The 18,054-nt window shown below is 71.4% G+C and carries 17 protein-coding genes and 1 tRNA gene; 10 read left to right on the plus strand and 8 right to left on the minus strand.

Annotation, left to right across the window (positions count from 1 at the left end):
- Positions 1–16 precede the first annotated feature (16 nt).
- On the minus strand, positions 17–529 hold the full coding sequence (locus OCEPR_RS09075) for a hypothetical protein (RefSeq protein ID WP_013458422.1): 513 nt from the start codon (positions 527–529) through the stop codon (positions 17–19).
- 122 nt (positions 530–651) lie between these two features.
- Positions 652–1,101: a tRNA (cytidine(34)-2'-O)-methyltransferase gene (locus OCEPR_RS09080; protein WP_013458423.1), complete on the minus strand. Its 450-nt coding sequence runs from the start codon at positions 1,099–1,101 to the stop codon at positions 652–654.
- Between the two features lie 50 nt (positions 1,102–1,151).
- On the opposite strand from OCEPR_RS09080, the gene OCEPR_RS09085 reads away from it, so the two are divergent.
- Genes OCEPR_RS09085 through OCEPR_RS09100 form a run of 4 tightly spaced genes read left to right on the plus strand, consistent with a single transcriptional unit; the run spans position 1,152 to position 7,657 of the window.
- Positions 1,152–2,852 (plus strand): ABC-ATPase domain-containing protein, encoded by a 1,701-nt coding sequence (locus tag OCEPR_RS09085; protein ID WP_013458424.1) that lies wholly within the window; start codon positions 1,152–1,154, stop codon positions 2,850–2,852.
- 36 nt (positions 2,853–2,888) lie between these two features.
- Positions 2,889–4,508 (plus strand): GGDEF domain-containing protein, encoded by a 1,620-nt coding sequence (locus tag OCEPR_RS12320; protein ID WP_049773533.1) that lies wholly within the window; start codon positions 2,889–2,891, stop codon positions 4,506–4,508.
- A gap of 51 nt (positions 4,509–4,559) precedes the next feature.
- Complete coding sequence (gene glpK, locus OCEPR_RS09095) at positions 4,560–6,050, plus strand: glycerol kinase GlpK (protein WP_013458426.1); 1,491 nt, start codon at positions 4,560–4,562, stop codon at positions 6,048–6,050.
- Positions 6,047–7,657 (plus strand): FAD-dependent oxidoreductase, encoded by a 1,611-nt coding sequence (locus tag OCEPR_RS09100; RefSeq protein ID WP_013458427.1) that lies wholly within the window; start codon positions 6,047–6,049, stop codon positions 7,655–7,657. Before glpK ends, OCEPR_RS09100 begins: the two co-directional genes overlap by 4 nt.
- A 44-nt stretch (positions 7,658–7,701) precedes the next feature.
- Here the strand turns inward: OCEPR_RS09100 and OCEPR_RS09105 are convergent.
- Positions 7,702–7,777 (minus strand) — tRNA-Ala (locus OCEPR_RS09105).
- Positions 7,778–7,872: 95 nt separating this feature from the next.
- Here OCEPR_RS09105 and OCEPR_RS09110 point away from each other — a divergent pair.
- The 5 genes from OCEPR_RS09110 to metK all read left to right on the plus strand — a co-directional run bounded on the left by OCEPR_RS09110 (position 7,873) and on the right by metK (position 11,708).
- On the plus strand, positions 7,873–8,388 hold the full coding sequence (locus OCEPR_RS09110; protein WP_049773534.1) for a hypothetical protein: 516 nt from the start codon (positions 7,873–7,875) through the stop codon (positions 8,386–8,388).
- Positions 8,388–9,158, plus strand: a complete 771-nt coding sequence (locus OCEPR_RS09115) for a metallophosphoesterase (RefSeq protein ID WP_013458429.1) — start codon at positions 8,388–8,390, stop codon at positions 9,156–9,158. Before OCEPR_RS09110 ends, OCEPR_RS09115 begins: the two co-directional genes overlap by 1 nt.
- 10 nt (positions 9,159–9,168) lie before the next feature.
- The gene (locus OCEPR_RS09120; RefSeq protein WP_041554165.1) at positions 9,169–9,663 is read left to right on the plus strand and encodes a CarD family transcriptional regulator; all 495 of its coding nucleotides are present in this window, start codon (positions 9,169–9,171) and stop codon (positions 9,661–9,663) included.
- Positions 9,641–10,462, plus strand: coding sequence for a 16S rRNA (adenine(1518)-N(6)/adenine(1519)-N(6))-dimethyltransferase RsmA (gene rsmA / locus OCEPR_RS09125; protein WP_013458431.1), 822 nt, complete (start codon positions 9,641–9,643; stop codon positions 10,460–10,462). The genes OCEPR_RS09120 and rsmA overlap by 23 nt, the downstream gene beginning before the upstream one ends.
- A 67-nt stretch (positions 10,463–10,529) precedes the next feature.
- Complete coding sequence (metK, locus tag OCEPR_RS09130; protein WP_013458432.1) at positions 10,530–11,708, plus strand: methionine adenosyltransferase; 1,179 nt, start codon at positions 10,530–10,532, stop codon at positions 11,706–11,708.
- Here the strand turns inward: metK and OCEPR_RS09135 are convergent.
- The 5 genes from OCEPR_RS09135 to OCEPR_RS09155 all read right to left on the minus strand — a co-directional run bounded on the left by OCEPR_RS09135 (position 11,705) and on the right by OCEPR_RS09155 (position 16,982).
- Positions 11,705–12,823 (minus strand): GGDEF domain-containing protein, encoded by a 1,119-nt coding sequence (locus tag OCEPR_RS09135; protein WP_013458433.1) that lies wholly within the window; start codon positions 12,821–12,823, stop codon positions 11,705–11,707. The genes metK and OCEPR_RS09135 overlap by 4 nt on opposite strands.
- A 99-nt stretch (positions 12,824–12,922) precedes the next feature.
- Complete coding sequence (locus tag OCEPR_RS09140; RefSeq protein ID WP_013458434.1) at positions 12,923–14,110, minus strand: glycine C-acetyltransferase; 1,188 nt, start codon at positions 14,108–14,110, stop codon at positions 12,923–12,925.
- Positions 14,111–14,172: 62 nt separating this feature from the next.
- Entirely contained in the window at positions 14,173–15,546 is a 1,374-nt protein-coding gene (locus tag OCEPR_RS09145; protein WP_013458435.1) for an NAD(P)(+) transhydrogenase (Re/Si-specific) subunit beta, read from the minus strand.
- A gap of 3 nt (positions 15,547–15,549) precedes the next feature.
- On the minus strand, positions 15,550–15,843 hold the full coding sequence (locus tag OCEPR_RS09150) for an NAD(P) transhydrogenase subunit alpha part 2 (RefSeq protein ID WP_013458436.1): 294 nt from the start codon (positions 15,841–15,843) through the stop codon (positions 15,550–15,552).
- Complete coding sequence (locus OCEPR_RS09155) at positions 15,840–16,982, minus strand: Re/Si-specific NAD(P)(+) transhydrogenase subunit alpha (protein ID WP_013458437.1); 1,143 nt, start codon at positions 16,980–16,982, stop codon at positions 15,840–15,842. The genes OCEPR_RS09150 and OCEPR_RS09155 overlap by 4 nt, the downstream gene beginning before the upstream one ends.
- Positions 16,983–17,079: 97 nt before the next feature.
- Here OCEPR_RS09155 and OCEPR_RS09160 point away from each other — a divergent pair, with 97 nt between their 5' ends.
- Positions 17,080–18,039: a nitroreductase family protein gene (locus tag OCEPR_RS09160; RefSeq protein WP_013458438.1), complete on the plus strand. Its 960-nt coding sequence runs from the start codon at positions 17,080–17,082 to the stop codon at positions 18,037–18,039.
- Positions 18,040–18,054 lie beyond the last annotated feature (15 nt).

Here is an 18,054-nt window from a genome sequence, read left to right on the forward strand (position 1 = left end):
ACGGCCGGGGCCGCCCCTACTCCAAGACCAGCGTCACCACCAGGTCGCCCGTGCGCGAGAGCGCGTCGGTGTAGCGCAGCCAGGCCAGCAGGTAGGTCTGGCCGGGCTCGACCGCATCGGGCAGCGCGCCCCGAAGGATCAAGCTCGGGGGAAAGATGGGGGCGATCTCCAGGCAGGCGATCTTCTGCGCCGCGGCGTCGGCGCCCTTCATCGTCACGCTCCAAAAGAGCGAGCAACCCGAATTCTGTTCGAGCCGGTAACCGGTGGCCACCACCAGCGGGCCGGCTTCGAACGCCTTGCTCTTCGCGCCAAGCTTGCGGCCGTTGAGCCAGTACTCGACCGTTACCGTACGGGGCCGGTCGAGCTGCAACCGGTAGGCCTCGCGGTCCCAGGGCATCCGCGTGAGCAGGGGGAACCCCGCGATGGTGTCGTCGTCGATCAGACCCGGATCCGCCACCGGCTGCACCGTCACCTGCGCGAACGCGGCCATCAGCAGCACCAAGCCTACGCCCAGCATCCTTGCCTTCATCCGCCACCTCCGTTCCACTCGCGAAACCCAGGGTCGAAGCAGGCAAAACCGACGGAGTGCGCGAAGCCGCCCGCCGCACGAAGTTGGGTTGGTTTTATTTTATCCCATCGCCGCGCGGTTTTCTACGGCTCCGGGTTCTGACGCAAGACCTCGTAGACGGCCACGCCTACGCTCACCGCCAGGTTGAGCGAGCGGACCGGCCCGGGCATGGGGATGCGCAGCGCGGGGAAGCGCGCGAGCACCGCCTGGGGCAACCCCCGGGTCTCGGGACCGAAGAGCAGGTAGTCGTCGGGGTGGAAGCGGACCTCGTAGAGCGAGCGCTCGGCCTTGGTGGAGAACGCCCAGACGCGCGCCCCCGCGGGCAACGCCTCCAGGAAGGCCGTCCAGGAGTCGTGGAGGACGTAGCGTACGTGCGGCCAGTAGTCGAGGCCGGCGCGCTTCAGGCGCGGATCCCCCCAGCGGAACCCGAAGGGCCGCACCAGGTGCAGCTCGGTGCGGGTGGCCGCCGCGGTGCGGGCGACGTTGCCCACGTTCTGCGGAATCTCGGGTTCGTAGAGCACGATGCGCGGCACGGGTCTATTCTCCCACGCGGCCGCCGCCCCGGGCCCGATAAACTGTTGGGGTGAACGACCTCGGCGCCCTCGCGCAACTCCTGGAAAGCCTCGACGGGCACGGCTACCGCGCCTACCGTCGCATCGAGGGGGCCTGGGTCGGCCCCGGGTTTACGCTGCTGGTGGACCACGTCCAGCCCGACCCCTTCGCCACCCCCACCCGGCTCCGCGTCCGCCTGCCCCACAGCGTCCACCGCCTGCCTCCGGAGCTCTGGTCGAACCGGGCGCGCCGGACGGGCCTGCTCGACTACCTGCTGCGGGTCTTCAAACGCGCGGTCCAGAGCTGCCCGGGCGTCGGCAGCGGGCGCTCCTGCCAGTTCTTCGTTGACGCGGGGGGCGCGGAGGTGCTGGAGCGCGCCGCCGCCTGTATGGGCCCCGACTACCTGGAGCTGCGTTTCCGCGTGGGGCTGCCCGCGCGCGGGCGCACCGTCCTGGGCCAGGCCGCCGCCCGGCTGCTCACCGAGGTGCTGCCGCAGGCGCTGCAAGCGCTCCACGCGGCGCGCCTGGACCTCGCCCAGGCGCGCGCCTGGGCCGACCTGACCGAGGACCACGCCCACCTGCAGGCCCAGCTGGAAAGCCTCGGGCTCGTGGCTTTCGTGCGCGACGGCAGCGTGCTGCCCCGGGAAAGCGGCGTCTCCAGCCGCCCGCTTTCAGGGGCGGTCCCCTTCGAGAGTCCGCCCGAGCTGCGGGTGACGCTCGCGACCCTGCACCACGGCCCCGTGACCGGCATGGGCCTGCCGGAGGGGGTCACCGTCGTCACCGGCGGCGGCTTCCACGGCAAGACGACGCTGCTGGAAGCGATCGAGCGCGGGGTCTACCCCCACGTCCCCGGCGACGGGCGCGAGTGGGTCGTCACCCGCTCCACGACGGTCAAGCTGCGCAGCGAGGACGGCCGGGCGGTGACGGGGGTGCACCTCACCCCCTTCGTCCACGACCTGCCCTTCGGCGCTTCCACCGACTTCTTCAGCACCGCCGACGCCTCGGGGTCCACCAGTCTGGCGGCGGCGATCCAGGAGGCGCTCGAGGTGGGGGCGCGGGTGCTGCTGCTCGACGAGGACACCTCGGCCACGAACCTGCTGGTGCGCGACGCCCGCATGCAGCGCCTCGTCCGCCGCGAAACGATCACCCCGTTGATCGACCGGGTGCGTGAGCTCCACGAGCGCCTGGGGGTCTCGACGTTGCTCGTCACCGGCGGCGGCGGCGACTACCTGGACGTCGCCGACCGGGTGCTGCTGCTGGAAAACTACCGGGTGCGCGACGCCACCGAGGAGGCGCGCGCGCTGGTGCGGGAACTTCCAACCGGGCGCGCGGTGGGCGACCCCGCCCACCCGCTGCGGGTGCGGCCGCGGGTGCCCGAGGCGGCGTCGTTCGACCCGCGCCGGGGCGGACGGGTGAAGATCAAGGCCCAGGGCACGGAAACGCTGCTCTTCGGCCGGGAGACCCTGGACCTGCGGGGGCTCGAGCAGCTCGTCGATCCCAGCCAGACCCGCGCCATCGGCCACCTGATGGCGCGGCTCCGGGAGCTCGCCGGCGACCGCACCCTGGCGCAGCTGCTGGCCCAGCTCGAGCGCGAGCTGGACGAGCACGGCCTGCACCATCTGGATCCGGCCCCCGAACTCGCGCGGCCGCGGCGCTACGAGCTCGCCGGCACGATCAACCGGCTGCGCAGCCTGCGCGTCCGCCCCTGGCGTTCCGAAAAAAGTTCACCTTAGTAGGAACGGACCCGCCGCTCCCCCTATATTGAGGATGTGGCAGCCCTACCCGCGCTGGTGCTGATCGGCGCCGTCGCCGTACTTTGGCTCGTGGTTCGGGCCTTTCGCATGCCCAAGCTCGGGCCGCTGGCGGGTACCGCCCTCGCCCTGTGGGGCACCGCCTGGGCGCTCTACTTCGCCTCGCTGCTGGGGCTGCTGAGCCGCTCCCCCAACCTGAACGTCCTGCTCTGGCTGCTCCTCTTCGCCGGCTACCTCCCCTTCGTGCTGCTGCTGCGGCGGCTGGCGCAGGGGGCCCGCCTTCCGCCGGGGCTCTACGCGTTCGCCCTCTTCCCCATCGGCTTCACCTTCGCGGCGATCCAGCACGTCCACCCCGCCACCCACCTCTACGTGCTGCTGCTCCTGCAACTCCTGCTTCTCTACTACGGCCTGCCCGCCTGGTACGCGGTGCCGCGCGGAAGGGCGCCCGAGGCGCGGCTGCTCTGGCTGCCCACCCTCGTCTTCGTGCAGATCGGGATCACCAGCTGGGCCACCCTGCCGCCGCTCGCGAGCTCCGAGGGGATGCAGTGGGGGTTCCTGATCTGGACCGCGAGCCTGTGGCTGATCGTCGAAGGGCTGCGGCTGGAAGCCGGCGCGCGCCGCATCGAGCCCGTCCACCTGATCGTCGCGGTGACGGTCTTCATGGCGATGTGGGCGCTGGTGGTCTTGAACTGGATGGGCGCGGAGGCTCCCCAGCTCACGGCCCGCTACATCGTCGCCTTGAGCAGCCTGGCCGCCTGGGGCGGCATCCTCTCGGTGATCCTGCCGCTGCACCTGGCCAAGACCCGTTCCGAGTCCAAACTGACCCAGTGGAGCAGCATCCTCGGCGACCTCGCCCTCTTCCCCGTCACCCGGCAGCCGCCCACCCCCGAAAGCCTGGCCCGCGAACTCTTCGAGCTCTTCCGGCGCGCCTGCGAGAACGTCGTGGGCCTGCGGCTGAGCGTCTTCGACGACCTGATCGTGGGCGAGCGCACCCGCTACGGCCGCACCCTGGAGGACCGCGGCATCCAGCTCGGACGCGTCTACCTGGGGGGCTCGCGCCGCTGCGGACCCTTCTTCAAGCTGCTGGTGCGCATGGTGGGCCAGCGCCTGGGCGAGGTGATCCGTTCCCTCGACTGGCAGATCCAGGCGCACACGGATCCGCTCACCGGCCTGTTCAACCGCCGCGGCTTCGAGGTGAAGCTGCCCTATGCCCTCGAGCGCGCGCGGCGCGGGCAGCGGGCGATCACCCTGGCCATGCTCGACCTCGACCGCTTCAAGCGGGTCAACGACCGCTACGGGCACGCCGCCGGCGACGTGCTCCTGCAGGCCGTCGCGGAGCTGCTCGAGCGCAACCTGCGCGAGGACGACCTGGCCGTACGCTGGGGGGGCGAAGAGTTCCTGGTGCTGCTCACCGACAGCGACCTGCAGCAGGCGGTGCAGATCTTCGAGCGCGTCCGTGCGCGCATCGCCGAACTGCGGCTGACCGACATCCACGAACGGGTCACCGCCTCCGTCGGCCTCGCGGGGGGGCGCATCCCCCACGACAGCGCCGAGGTCTTCCGCTGGATCCTGGAGGCCGACGACGCGCTGATTCGCGCCAAGCAGGAGGGGCGCGACCGCATCGTGACCGCGACCTAGCCGGGGCGCGCGCCCCGGGCCGCGTTGTACGGTAGGGGTAGGAGGCCACCCGTGGCGTATCTGTTAGCCCTCGATCAGGGGACCACCAGTTCGCGGGCGATCGTCTTCGACCTCAGCGGTCGCATCGTCGCCCTGGCCCAGGAGCCGTTCGAGCAGCACTTTCCCCACCCCGGCTGGGTGGAGCACGACCCGACGGAGATCTGGCACACCCAGCTGGCCACGGCCCGGGCGGCGCTGGAGCAGGCGGGCCTGACCGCCGGGGACCTGGCCGCCGTCGGCATCACCAACCAGCGCGAGACCGTGGTGCTCTGGGAGCGCAGCAGCGGGCGCCCCGTCAGCCGCGCCATCGTCTGGCAGGACCGCCGCACCGCCGAGCTGACGGACCGCATGAAACGCGAGGGGCTGGAGGCGCGGGTGCGGGCCAAGACCGGCCTCGTCCTCGACCCCTACTTCTCGGCGAGCAAGCTGGCCTGGCTGCTCGAGGACCCGGGGCTGCGCCGCCGCGCCGAAGCCGGCGAGCTGGCCTTCGGCACCATCGACAGCTGGCTCGTCTGGAACCTGACTGGAGGCGCGGTGCACGCCACCGATGTTTCCAACGCGTCGCGCACCCTGCTCTTCGACATCCACGCCGGCCGCTGGGACGACGAGCTGCTCGAGCTCTTCCGGGTGCCGCGCGCCGTCCTGCCCGAGGTGCGCCCCTCGGTGGGCGACTTCGGGGTCGCCGACCCCCAGTGGCTGGGCGGGCCCGTGCCGATCCACGGGGTGCTCGGCGACCAGCAGGCCGCGCTCTTCGGCCAGGCCTGCTTCGAGGCTGGGATGGCCAAGAACACCTACGGCACCGGCGCCTTCCTGGTGATGAACACCGGGACCGAGCCGCTCCAGGGGGACGGCGTCCTCACCACCGTGGCCTGGCGGGTTCGCGACGAGCCCCTGCGCTACGCGCTCGAGGGCTCGATCTTCGTCGCCGGCGCGGCGGTGCAGTGGCTGCGCGACGGGCTGGGCCTGATCAAGGAGAGCCACGAGATCGAGGCGCTGGCGGCCAGCGTGGCCAGCAGCGAGGGCGTCTACTTCGTGCCCGCGCTCACGGGGCTGGGCAGCCCCTATTGGGACCCCCACGCCCGCGGCCTGCTCGTGGGGCTGACCCGGGGCAGCGGCCGCGCCCACATCGCCCGGGCCACCCTCGAGGCCATCGCCCTGCAGGTCTACGACGCGGTGCACGCGATGGAGACCGCCGGGGTGCACCTGGCCGCCCTGCGCGCCGACGGCGGGGCCGCGGCCAACGACCTGCTCCTGCAGATCCAGGCCGACCTGCTGGGCCGGACGGTCGAGCGCCCGCGCGTCACCGAGACCACGGCGCTGGGCGCCGCCATGGCCGCCGCCGTGGGGGCCGACCTGGCGGACCTGCCCACGCTGGCGCGCGCCTGGCAGCCGGACCGGCGCTTTGAACCCGCGGGCGATCCGGAGGCACGCGCCCGCTTGATCGCGGGCTGGCACGAAGCCGTAGCACGCGCCCGAGGCTGGGCGGAAGGAGCTGGAGCATGAACCGGGAAAAGCAGCTCGACGCACTGAAGAACCGGACCTTCGACCTGCTCGTCATCGGCGGCGGCGCCACCGGGGCGGGCATCGCGCTGGACGCCGCCACCCGGGGGCTGAGCGTGGCGCTGGTGGAGCGCGGCGACTTCTCCGAGGGCACCTCGAGCCGAAGCACCAAACTCGTCCACGGAGGGGTGCGCTACCTCGAGGCCGCGGTCAAGCACCTCGACCGGGTCCAGTACAACCTGGTGCGCGACGCCCTGCGCGAACGCGGCATCATCCTGCGCCTCGCGCCCCACCTGGCCCACCCCATTCCCCTGTTGACGCCGCTCTACCGGGCCTGGGAGGTGCCCTACTACTTCTCGGGCCTCAAAGCCTACGACCTGCTCGCAGGGCACGAACGCCTCAAGCCCAGCCGCTTCGTCCCCCGCAGCCGGGCGCTCGAGGAGTTCCCCCAGCTCAAGGAGGAGGGGCTCGTCGGCGGGGTGGAGTACTACGACGGCCAGTTCGACGACGCGCGGATGAACGTGGCGGTGATCCTGACCGCGCTGCGCGAAGGGGCGACGGTCGCCAACTACGTCGAGGTGACGGGCCTCGTCAAGCAGGGGGACCGGGTCGCCGGCGCCGAGGTGCGCGACCGCCTGGCGGACGAGGACTTCACGGTGCGCGCCCGCACCGTGGTCAACGCCACCGGCCCCTTCACCGACCTGATCCGCCGCATGGACGACCCCGACGCCCCCCCGATGGTGGTCACCAGCTCCGGGGTGCACATCGTCCTGCCCGGCCGGTTCAGCCCCCCGGGCACGGGCCTGCTCATCCCCAAGACCGAGGACGGGCGCGTCCTCTTCGTGCTCCCCTGGATGGGGCACACCCTGGCCGGGACCACCGACGAACCCGCCGAGCTCAGCTTCCACCCGCGCCCGCAGGAGGAGGAGATCGACTACATCCTGCGGCACCTGAAGCGCTACTTCGCGCTCGAGCCCGGACGGGACGACATCCTCGCCGCCTGGAGCGGGCTGCGGCCGCTGGTGCGGGACCCCAAGGCGCACGACACCGCCGAACTCGCCCGCGACCACATCATCAGCGAGTCGGACAGCGGCCTGGTCACGATCGCCGGCGGCAAGTGGACGACCTACCGCAAGATGGCCGAGGACCTGGTGGACTACGTGGTGCGCACCCGCGACCTGCACCCGGCGCGCGGCTGCATCACCGACCGGGTCTTCGTCGAGGGGGCCGCCGGTTTCGACGCGGACGGCTGGCGCGGCCTGGTCGAGCGCTTCGGCCTCGACGAGGACGTGGCCCGGCACCTGAACCAAAGCTACGGCGACCGCGCGCCCGAGGTGGCCCGCCTCGCCGCCGAGGGCTTCGGCGAACGGCTGGCGCAGGAGCACCCCTTCGTCGAGGCCGAGGTCGTCTGGGCGGTGCGGCGGGAGATGGCCGTCACCCCCATCGACGCGCTCGCGCGCCGCACCCGGCTGGCCTTCCTGGACCAGAAGGCGGCCCTCGCGGCGCTCAAGCGCACCGCCGACCTGATGGCGGCCGAGCTGGGCTGGAGCGTGGAAGAGCAACAGGCGCACGTGGACGAGGCGCGGACCCGCCTGCTCGAAGCGCTCTGAAGACCGGGCCAAAGGAAAGGGCCGGGCAGTTTGCCCGGCCTTGCTGGTGGAGCCGAGGGGATTCGAACCCCTGACCTCCTGAGTGCGATTCAGGCGCGCTCCCAACTGCGCCACGGCCCCACGCAGGAACCATCTTAGCCGCCGGAGGCCGGGCTGTCTAGGGTTTTGAGCGTGCAGCGGCGCGAAAAGGCGACGAACAGGGTACAATGGCGCCAATGGACGACGCGGGCTGGGACGCGATGCACGCGCTTCTGGAGGCCGGACCCCTGGGGACCGAACCTTCGGCCGCCGCCTGGCTCTACGAACAGCTCGACGCCGTCTGGGGGCCCGGCGGTTGGAGCTGCCGCTTCGAGGTGGCCTCCGTGCAGCCGCCGGCGGTGAGCTGCAGCCTCGAGCTGGGGGGCGCCGTCAAGAGCGGCGTCGGCACCGGCGCGACGCTGGAGGCCGCGGCGGAGGCCGCGCTCTGGCGGGCGGCGGCGCAGGCGGGCGTGGGGCGGCCGCCGGCCGCGCACCCCGAGGCCCGCCGCGAGGCGCCGCCCCGGGCCGAGGCCGCCAAACCCAGCGCCCAGGAGCTGATCGACCGCCTGATCGCGCGGCTGCGGGAGGCGGGCAAGGGCCGCGAGGCGGCGGCGCTCGTCGTCAAGTACGGCGGCTACGGCAGCGACCCCGAGACCACCAAACGCCTCTACGGCGAGCTGCGGGCGCTGCTGCTGGAAAAGGAGCCCTCCTGATGCCGCGGATCGTCGCCATCGGCGACGTGCACGCCGAGTACGGCAAGCTCTGGCAGGCGTTGCGGCACGCCGGCGCCGCCGACGCCCACTACCTCCCCACCCCGGCGTTGCGCGCCGGCCACCTGCGGGTGGTGCTGCTCGGCGACCTGGTGCACCCCAAGACCCGCGAGGCCTACACCCGCCTCACCGGGCTCGAGCCCTACGACCCCCGCAACCCCGACCACCTGGCGCGCGCCGCCCGCGAACAGGTGCGCGCGCTGCGCCGCGTCAAGCACTTCGTCGACCAGGCGGGGGGCTTCGTGGTGGTGCTGCGCGGCAACCACGACCAGGCGGCGCTCGACCACAAGTTCCTGCTCGGCAACGCCTCGGGGATCGAACACGCCGAGTTCGACCCCGAGCGCGGCGGCACCCCGCTGCCCGAAACCCTCGCCGAGTGGCTGGGCGGGCTGCCCAAGGAATTCGTGATCGACGGCATCCACTTCGCCCACGTCGGCCCCGCCCCCTGGCTCCAGGAGTACGACGACATGTTCTACCAGTCGAAGGAGCCCAAGCAGTGGTGGTTCACCCACCCCGACTACCTCGCCCGCGCCGGCTACCGCTTCGGGGTCTACGGCCACACCGTGATGAAGAAGGGGATCCGCGTCTTCGAACGGCACGGCTTCGCCCTCATCGACGCCCTCGACCTGGGCCAGTACCTCGAGCTGATCCCGCTCCCCGACGGCGTCGAGTGGCAGGTGGTGCGGTTTGCCCAATCTCCGGACCCGGGTTAAGATGGCGGCCATGGGGTTTAACGTCGGGGACCCGGTCGTCTACCCCGCCCAGGGCGGCGGGTATATTCGCGAAATCGCCGAGCGCGAGGTCATGGGCGAGCGCAACACCTACTACGTCATCGAGCTGCTGCGCAAGCCGGGGACGATCATGGTCCCGGTGGAGAAGGCCGAGCGCCTCGGCCTCCGCCCCCCGCTCGCCGGCGCCGACCGCGACGCGCTGGTGCGGGCGCTGGGCGAGGCCCGGGACCTCGCCAGCGGCTGGCCCGCGCGCCAGCGGGAGATCGGCCGCGCCCTCAGCGAGAGCGACCCCCTCGAACTCGCCCGCATGCTCGCCTCGCTGCACCGCCGCCACCAGCTGCGCCCGCTCTCGGGCACCGAGCACCAGCAGTACCGCGAGCTGGTGGGCATCCTCAGTGAAGAGCTGGCGCTCGCCGAAAACGGCGACCTCCAGGCCGCTGAGGCCTACCTGACCGAACGGTTGAATGCCCTCGCTGACGAAGCCTAGCACCGTCCGCGCCCTCCTCGAGCGCTACGGCCTCGCCGCCGACCGGAGGCTGGGGCAGAACTTCCTCGTGGACGCCGGGCTGCTCGACGTTATCGTGCGCACCGCGGACGTGCGGCCGGGCCAGGAGGTGTGGGAGGTGGGCCCCGGGCTGGGCACGCTCACCCGCGCCCTTGCGCTGGCGGGCGCCCGGGTGCACGCGATCGAGAAGGACACCCGGCTCGAGCCGGTGCTGCGCGAGACCCTGGCCGGCCTCCCGGTCGAGCTCAGCTTCGCCGACGCCCTCGACTGCGACTGGTCGGAGGTGCCGCCGGGCAGCCTCTTCGTCAGCAACCTGCCCTACAACGTGGCCACCCCGCTGCTCAGCGAGCTGCTGCGCCAGGGCCGCTTCGGGCGTCTGGTGGTGCTGCTGCAGCGCGAGGTGGCCGAGCGCCTCGCCGCCGCCCCCGGCACCCCCGCCTACGGCCTGCTCAGCCTGCGCGCCGCCCACCACGCGCGGGTGCGCAAGGTGCGCGACTTCCCGCCCGAGGCCTTCTACCCGCGCCCCAAGGTGACCTCGACCCTCGTCGAGCTCGAGCACACCGGTGCCCCCGACGACCCGGAGCTCTTCCGCCTCATCGAGGCGGCCTTCGCCGCCCGCCGCAAGACCCTGCGCAAGAACCTGGAACAGGCGGGCTGGCCGCGCGACCGCGTCCTCGCCGCGCTCGCGGAGGCGGGGCTCGAGCCGATGGTGCGCGCCGAACGCCTGGGCATCGAAGACTTCCGCAAGCTGCACGCCGCGCTGGGCGCGCCGGCTTCGTGATCCCGCCGCGCACGCGGTATATTCATAGCTGAGCGGCCGAGGCCGCACGAGCACCCGGGAGGCGACGTTGCTACGACTGGTGACATCCGAATCGGTAACCGAGGGGCACCCCGACAAGCTGGCCGACCGCATCTCCGACGCGATCCTCGACGCCATCCTGGCGAAGGACACCGCGGCGCGCGTCGCCGCCGAGACGCTGGTCAAGACCGGCATGGTCCTGGTCGCGGGCGAGATCACGACCAAGGCCTACGTGCACCTGCCCGACCTGGTGCGGCGCACCGTCAAGGAGGTGGGCTACACCCGCGCCAAGTTCGGCTTCGACGGCGACACCTGCGCGGTGCTCTCGGCGATCGACGAGCAGTCCCCCGACATCGCCGGGGGGGTCAACACCGCCTACGAGGTGCGCGTGCTCGGCTCCACCGACCCCTACGACCAGGTGGGCGCGGGCGACCAGGGGCTGATGTTCGGCTACGCCACCCGCGAGACCGAGGAGCTGATGCCGCTGCCCATCACCCTGGCGCACCGGCTCACCCGCCGCCTCGCCGAGGTGCGCAAGTCGGGCGAGCTCCCCTACCTGCGCCCCGACGGCAAGGCCCAGGTCACCGTGGCCTACGACGGGGACCGGCCCCTCTACGTAGAGACCGTGGTCCTCTCGGCCCAGCACGCCCCCGACATCGACCCCGACGAGCTGCGCGACGACCTGATCGAAAAGGTGGTGCGCCAGGCGATCCCCGCGGGGCTGCTGCGCGACGACACCCACTTCCTCATCAACCCTTCGGGCCGCTTCGTCCTCGGCGGCCCCCACGGCGACGCCGGCCTGACCGGACGCAAGATCATCGTCGACACCTACGGCGGGGCCGTCCCCCACGGCGGCGGCGCCTTCAGCGGCAAGGACCCCACCAAGGTGGACCGCTCGGGGGCCTACTACGCCCGCTACATGGCCAAGAACCTCGTGGCCGCCGGCCTGGCCGAGCGCGCCCTGGTGGAGGTGGCCTACGCCATCGGCAAGGCGCGGCCCGTGGGCCTGCGCGTGGAGACCTTCGGCACCGGGACCCTGACCGACAGCCAGATCACCGAGGTGGCGCGCAAGGTCTTCGACCCGCGCCCCCTCGCGATCATCGAGGAGCTCGAGCTGCTGCGCCCCATCTACACCGAGACCTCGGCCTACGGCCACTTCGGGCGCGAAGGCTTCCCCTGGGAGGAGACGCGCCGGGTCGCCGATCTGCTGCAGGCGGCCGGGGGCTAGGCCTGGGCGGTCTGCAGCAGCTGGGAGAACGCCACGACGCGGTTGCCGCCGTTTTGCTTGGCGAGGTACATGGCCTGGTCGGCGCGCTGGATCAGGGTGTCGAGCGTGTCGCCCGGGCGGCAGCCGGCGACCCCGAGGCTGGCCAGCACCGGCCCCACCCGTTCGTGGGGTGAGCGCTCGAGCCCCCGCCGCACCTCTTCGGCCACGGCCAGGGCCGCGCGCTCCTCGAGGTCGGGAAGGACGATCAGGAACTCCTCCCCGCCCCAGCGGATCACCCGCGCGCCGCGCGGCAGGTAGCGCTGGATCAGCAGGGCGCAGCGCTTGAGCACGCGGTCGCCCACGTCGTGCCCGTGGCGGTCGTTCACCTTCTTGAAGCCGTCGAGGTCGAGCATGATCACGCTGAAGGTGCCGCCGTGTTCGCGCATCTGGCGGAAGAGGTGCACGAGCACGGCCTCGCCGTAGCGGCGGTTGGGCAGCTGGGTCAGGTGGTCGAGGTAGGCGAGCATGCGGTTCTCGGCGTAGCTCTCCTCGATCCGCGAGAAGGCGTAGAGGAGCATCGCGTAGACGATGCCGGAGATGTAGAACTGCAGCAGCGCGTTGAAGGCCCCGGCGTCCTTGTTGCGCCAAAGCTCTCCGAAAGGGGTGTAGAGGAGCCCCAGCACCAGCGCCACCACCCAGATGCCGGTGGCGATGCGGAAGGCCATGGCGCGGCGGTGCAGCAGGTAGGCCACCAGGTAGAGCATGGGGAACCAGAACATCGTCTCGGTGAAGGTGTGCAGCTCGGGAAGCGTGTAGCGCACCTGGTAGACCAGCATCGAAAGCCCGTAGAGCACGAGCATCAAATAGGCGGCGTTCTCGACGAGGTGCAGCTTGTCGGGGCGGTAGACGAGGGCCACCCCCATGCCCAGGAAGAGGACGAACATCAGGGGCAGGAAGGTGAGGTCGACGGGGTTCGTCGCCTCGATGGCGACCTGGAGGTAGAGCGCCGCCAGGCTGGCGACCGCGCCCAGCAGCAACACCCCGATGACGAGCACCCGGCGCACGCGCCCGAAGGGCGCGGAGCTGACCCGCTCCAGCAAGGTGATGTGTCCGGACCCCGTCGTGTGTTCCTTCATGCCCCCCGTACCTCGCCCCGGCCCGCACCCGCACGTCGCGTAGAAAGTACAGACCATTCTACCCCAGGCGTCCGCCCGGGTCGGTCCGCGGCGGAGCCGCTAGCCGATTACGCCAAGTTCGCGCCCCACCGCGGCGTAGGCCTCGAGCGCCCGGTCGAGCTGCGCGCGGGTGTGGGCGGCGGTGACGATGTTGCGGATGCGCGCCTTGCCCCGCGGCACGGTGGGGAAACCGATGCCCACGGCGAAGACGCCCCGCTCCAGGAGCAACCGGCTCGCCTCGAAGGCCGCCGGCGCCTCGCCGAAGAGGACCGGGGTGATGGGGGTCTGGCTGCCCATGGTGTCGTAGCCGAGGCGGGCCAGCTCCTCCTTGAAGTAGCGGGTGTTGCCCCACAACCGCTCGATGCGCTCGGGCTCGCGCTGGATGAGCTCGAGCGCCCCCACCAGCGCCCCCACCACCGCGGGCGGGTGCGAGGTCGAAAAGAGGTAGGGCCGCGCCCGGTTGATGAGCAGCTCGCGCAGCTCGCGCGCCCCGGCGGCGTAACCGCCCACCACCGCCCAGGCCTTCGAGAGCGTGGCCACCTGGACGACGTTGGGGTTCTCGTGGAAGCCGAAGTGGTGCACGGTGCCCCGCCCCAGCTCGCCCAGCACCCCCGAGCCGTGGGCGTCGTCCACGTAGACGAGCGCGCCGTACTTTTCCGCCAAGGGCACGATGCGGTCGAGCGGGGCCACGTCGCCGTCCATCGAGAAGACCCCGTCGGTCACGATCAGCTTAAGCCCGTCGGTGTCGTGGGCCTGCAACAGCTCCTCCAGGTGCGCCACGTCGGCGTGGCGGAAGACGTGGCGGGTGGCCTTGGTGAGGCGCAGCCCGTCGATGATCGAAGCGTGGTTGAGCTCGTCGGAGAAGACGAGGTCGCCCGGCTGCAAGAGCGCCCCCAGCACCCCCTGGTTGGCGGTGAAGCCCGACTGCAGCACGAGGGCGCTCTCGGTGCCCTTGAAGGCCGCCAGCTGCTGCTCGAAGGCCTCGTGGTAGCTGAAGGTGCCGGCGATCGTGCGCACCGCGCCGCTGCCCGCACCCCAGATTTCCAGGAACTCCCGCGCCCGCGCCTTCAGGTGCGGGTGGTTGGCAAAGCCCAGGTAGTTGTTCGAGGCCAGGTTGACGACCTCGCGGCCGTTCACCCGGGTCACGGGCTCCTGCGGGGCCTCGAGCACGGGCGGGGTGATGTACAGCCCCTCCTGCTTCAGCTGGTCGAGCACCGATCGGATGCGTTCGCGCAGACTCAGGCTCATGCCCCCATTCTGCCACCAAAAGGCCCGCCCCGAAGGGCGGGCCGGTCGGTCTTGCGCGGCGCCTAGAGGTTCTTGAGCGCCTGGACCATCTTGTTGAGGGTCTCCGAGGCGTCGCCGTAGACCATGTTGGTGTTGTCGGCGTAGAAGAGTTCGTTCTCGATGCCGGCGAAGCCCTTGCCGCGCCCGCGCTTGAGCACGAAGACCTGCTTGGCCTTGTCCACGTCGAGGATGGGCATGCCGTAGAGGGGGCTGCCCTCGCGGCGCGCGGCGGGGTTGACCACGTCATTGGCGCCGATCACCAGGGCCACGTCGGCGGTTTCGAACTCGGGGTTGATCTCGTCGAGGTCGAAGAGCTTCTCGTAGGGGATGCCGGCCTCGGCGAGCAGCACGTTCATGTGACCGGGCATGCGGCCCGCCACCGGGTGGATGGCGAACTTGACCTCGACCCCGCGCTTCTCGAGCTCCTCCATGAGCTCCTTGACCTTCTGCTGCGCCTGGGCCACGGCCATGCCGTACCCGGGCACGATGATCACCTTGTTGGCGAAGGCCATCAGGCTCGCGGCGTCCTCGGGCTCCATCGGCTTGAGACTGCCCTTGATCTCTCCGCCCTCCTGCTCCACCGCGCCGAAGGCGCCGAAGAGCACGCTGTAGAGCGAGCGGTTCATCGCCTTGGCCATCAGGATGGTGAGCAGGGTGCCGGCCGCGCCCACCACCGTACCGGCGATGATCATCGCCGGGTTGCCGATGGCGAAGCCCTCGAAGCCGACGGCCAGGCCGGTGAAGGCGTTGTAGAGCGAGATCACCACCGGCATGTCGCCGCCGCCGATGGGAATGGTCATGAGCACGCCGAAGAGGAGCGCCAGCACGAAGAACCACAGCACCACCCCGGTGCCCTGGGCGCCGAAGAGGTAGGCGAGGGCGAAGAGGACCGAGACGGCCAGCACCGCCATGTTGATCGGCTGCTGGAAGGGGAAGGTGACCGCGCGCGAATTGACGAGGCCCTGCAGCTTGGCGAAGGCCACCATCGAGCCGCTGAACGAGACCGCGCCGATGAGCCCGCCCAGCAGGGCGAGCACCAGCAGGCCGGTCGTCATCTCGCCCTGGCCGGCGCTGTGGCGCAGCAGCTCAACCGCGGCGATCGCGCCCGCGGCGCCGCCGCCCATGCCGTTGTAGATGGCCACCATCTGCGGCATGTCGGTCATGGCCACCTTCTTGGCGATGACCCAGGCCGCGCCGCCGCCGACGAGAATGCCGACGATGATCAGGAAGAAGTTGCCGAGGCCGGGCCAGGCGAAGGTGACGATCGTGGCCGCCAGCATGGCGTACCCCGCCCAGACGATGCCGCGCTTGGCGGTGGCGGGGTGGCTCATCTGCTTGAGGCCGAGGATGAAGAGGAAGGCCGTGACGAAGTAAACGAGCTGAATGAAGGTCTCCATGGCCTAGCCCTCCTTCGGTTTCCGCTCGAACATCTCGAGCATCCGTTCGGTGACCGCGTAGCCGCCGGCGGCGTTGGCCGCGGCCAGCAGCACGCCGATGAAGCCGATGACCAGCTCCGGGGTGGTCTCGGCGTGGCCGAGGACCACCATCGCCCCCACGAGCACGATGCCGTGGATGAAGTTCGATCCCGACATCAGGGGGGTGTGGAGCACCACGGGGACGCGGCTGATCACCTCGTAGCCGGTGAACGCCGCGAGCATGAAGATGTAGAGCGCCGCCCAGGTTCCGCTGATCATGCCGCGCCTCCTTCCACGAGTTCGCGCGTGGGCGCGTGCTTGATCTCACCGTCGTGGACGAGCACGCTGCCCGCCAGGATCTCGTCGTCCCAGTCGAGTTCGAGCCCGCCCTCTTCGGTGAGGATGAGCTCCAGGAAGTTGTGCAGGTTCTTGGCGTACATCTCCGAGGCGTGCACCGCCAGCGCGCTCGGCAGGTTCAAGGGGCCCACCACACGCACGTCGCCCACCTGCACGGTCTCGCCCGGCTGGGTGACCTCGCAGTTGCCGCCCGACTCGGCGGCCAGGTCGACGATGACCGAACCCGGCTTCATGCGTTCGACCATGTCCTTGGTCACCAGGATGGGCGCGCGGCGCCCGGGGATGTTGGCGGTGGTGATCACGATGTCGGCGGCGACGATGGCCTCCTCGACCATCGCGCGCTCCTTCGCCTTCTCCTCTTCGGTGAGCTCGCGCGCGTAGCCGCCCTCGGCCTCGGCGTCGATCTCGAGCTCCAGGAACTTGGCCCCGAGGCTCCTCACCTGTTCGCCGGCGGCGCGGCGAACGTCGTAGGCGCTGACGACCGCGCCCAGACGCTTGGCGGTGGCGATGGCCTGCAGGCCCGCCACGCCCGCCCCCAGCACCAGCACCTGCGCGGGCCGGATCGTCCCGGCGGCGGTGGTCAGCATGGGCAGGAAGCGGTCGATGGTGTCGGCGGCGATCAGGGCCGCCTTGTAGCCGGCCACGGTGGCCTGGCTGCTGAGCGCGTCCATCGCCTGCGCGCGGGTGATGCGCGGCACCAGCTCCATGGCGAAGACGGTCAGCTTCTTGTCGCGCATCTTCGCCACCCGCTCGGGGTAACGGTGCGGGTACATGAAGCCGATCAGCACGGCGCCCTCGGGCAGGGCGTCGATCTCGTCCTCGGTCGGCGGCTGCACTTTGAGCACGATCTGCGCTCCGCCGAGGAGCTCGGTTCTCCGTTCCACCAGCTGGGCGCCTACCTTTTCGTAGGCGTCGTCGAGGTAGTGCGCCCCCACGCCCGCGCCGCTCTCGACGGCGACGGCGTGCCCCTGTCGGACGAGCTTGCCGGCGACCTCGGGCACGAGGGCGACCCGGCGCTCGCCCGGGGCTTCCTCCTTGGGTACTGCAATCTTGATGGCCATGTCTTTCCCCTCCAAGCGGCGTTAACCTAGTGGATTATACCGATCGACCAAAAACCGCGGAATGGGGCGTGTGTACCCGGTCGGTTAGGCTAGGGGCATGGACCAGCTCACGCACCTGCTCGAGCGCCGCTCGATCCGCCGCTTCAAGCCCGAACCCCTCCGCGAGGGCGATTTGGAGCGCATCCTGGCGGCGGCGCGGCGCGCCCCCACCGACGCGAGCGCCCAGCTCTACTCGATCCTGCGCGTGACCGATCCCCAGCTGCGGCGCGAACTCGCCCACCTGGCCGGCGACCAGGCGCACGTCGCCGAAGCGGCCGAGTTCTTCGTCCCCCTGGCCGACGTGCACCGCCTGGAGCGGCTGCTCGCGCACCGCGGGCAGGCGATGGCCCACTGGCCGCGCACCGGCCTGCACTTCGCCCTCGTCGACGCCACCCTGGCGGGCGCGCACCTGGCCGTGGCCGCCGAGGCGCTCGGCTACGGCATCTGCTGGATCGGCGGGCTGCTCAACCGCCCCGCCGAGGTGGCGCGCCTGCTCGAGCTGCCCCGCGGGGTCGTCCCGGTGAGCGGCCTGGTCGTGGGCGTGCCCGACGAGGACCCCGCGCCCCGTCCGCGCCTGCCCGAGGCGTTGGTCGTGCACGAGAACCGCTACCGCACCTACACGCCCGCAGACCTCGACGCCGCCTACGCCGCCATGGCGCCGGCGAGCCGGCGGGGCGACTGGCTGTTCGTGCTCGAACGCTACTTCGCCCGCGGCGGCACCATGGAACAGCGCGACCCCGCTTACGGGTTCCTGGCCGCCCGCCAGGGCTTCGTGGCCGACTGGCCGCCCGAGGCAGCCGAGGCGCTCTTCGTGCGCGGCCACGACGCCGGCAGCCTGGGCGAGGCCCTGGAAGCGTTGCTGGGCCACGGCTGGCGCGGGGTGCTCTTCGGAAGGGGTCCCTTCGAGGAAAGCGTCGTCTGGCTCGAGCACGAAACCGCCGCCGAACGCGGCGAGGGCAAGACCCCGGGCGAGGCCCTGGGCCGCGCCGTGGAGGCCGCCCTGCCCACCGAGGAGTGAAACGGGCGGCCGGGC

It is taken from the genome of Oceanithermus profundus DSM 14977, from assembly GCF_000183745.1.
Taxonomy (GTDB): Bacteria; Deinococcota; Deinococci; order Deinococcales; family Marinithermaceae; genus Oceanithermus; species Oceanithermus profundus.

What these genes read in the sequence shown, in the direction of transcription:
- OCEPR_RS09075 (WP_013458422.1), bottom strand. Translation starts at nt 529, where the DNA reads ATGAAGGCAAGGATGCTGGGCGTAGGCTTGGTGCTGCTGATGGCCGCG.
- OCEPR_RS09100 (WP_013458427.1), top strand. Translation starts at nt 6,047, where the DNA reads ATGAACCGGGAAAAGCAGCTCGACGCACTGAAGAACCGGACCTTCGAC.
- OCEPR_RS09110 (WP_049773534.1), top strand. Translation starts at nt 7,873, where the DNA reads ATGGACGACGCGGGCTGGGACGCGATGCACGCGCTTCTGGAGGCCGGA.
- OCEPR_RS09115 (WP_013458429.1), top strand. Translation starts at nt 8,388, where the DNA reads ATGCCGCGGATCGTCGCCATCGGCGACGTGCACGCCGAGTACGGCAAG.
- OCEPR_RS09120 (WP_041554165.1), top strand. Translation starts at nt 9,169, where the DNA reads ATGGGGTTTAACGTCGGGGACCCGGTCGTCTACCCCGCCCAGGGCGGC.
- rsmA (WP_013458431.1), top strand. Translation starts at nt 9,641, where the DNA reads ATGCCCTCGCTGACGAAGCCTAGCACCGTCCGCGCCCTCCTCGAGCGC.
- OCEPR_RS09135 (WP_013458433.1), bottom strand. Translation starts at nt 12,823, where the DNA reads ATGAAGGAACACACGACGGGGTCCGGACACATCACCTTGCTGGAGCGG.
- OCEPR_RS09140 (WP_013458434.1), bottom strand. Translation starts at nt 14,110, where the DNA reads ATGAGCCTGAGTCTGCGCGAACGCATCCGATCGGTGCTCGACCAGCTG.
- OCEPR_RS09145 (WP_013458435.1), bottom strand. Translation starts at nt 15,546, where the DNA reads ATGGAGACCTTCATTCAGCTCGTTTACTTCGTCACGGCCTTCCTCTTC.
- OCEPR_RS09150 (WP_013458436.1), bottom strand. Translation starts at nt 15,843, where the DNA reads ATGATCAGCGGAACCTGGGCGGCGCTCTACATCTTCATGCTCGCGGCG.
- OCEPR_RS09155 (WP_013458437.1), bottom strand. Translation starts at nt 16,982, where the DNA reads ATGGCCATCAAGATTGCAGTACCCAAGGAGGAAGCCCCGGGCGAGCGC.
- OCEPR_RS09160 (WP_013458438.1), top strand. Translation starts at nt 17,080, where the DNA reads ATGGACCAGCTCACGCACCTGCTCGAGCGCCGCTCGATCCGCCGCTTC.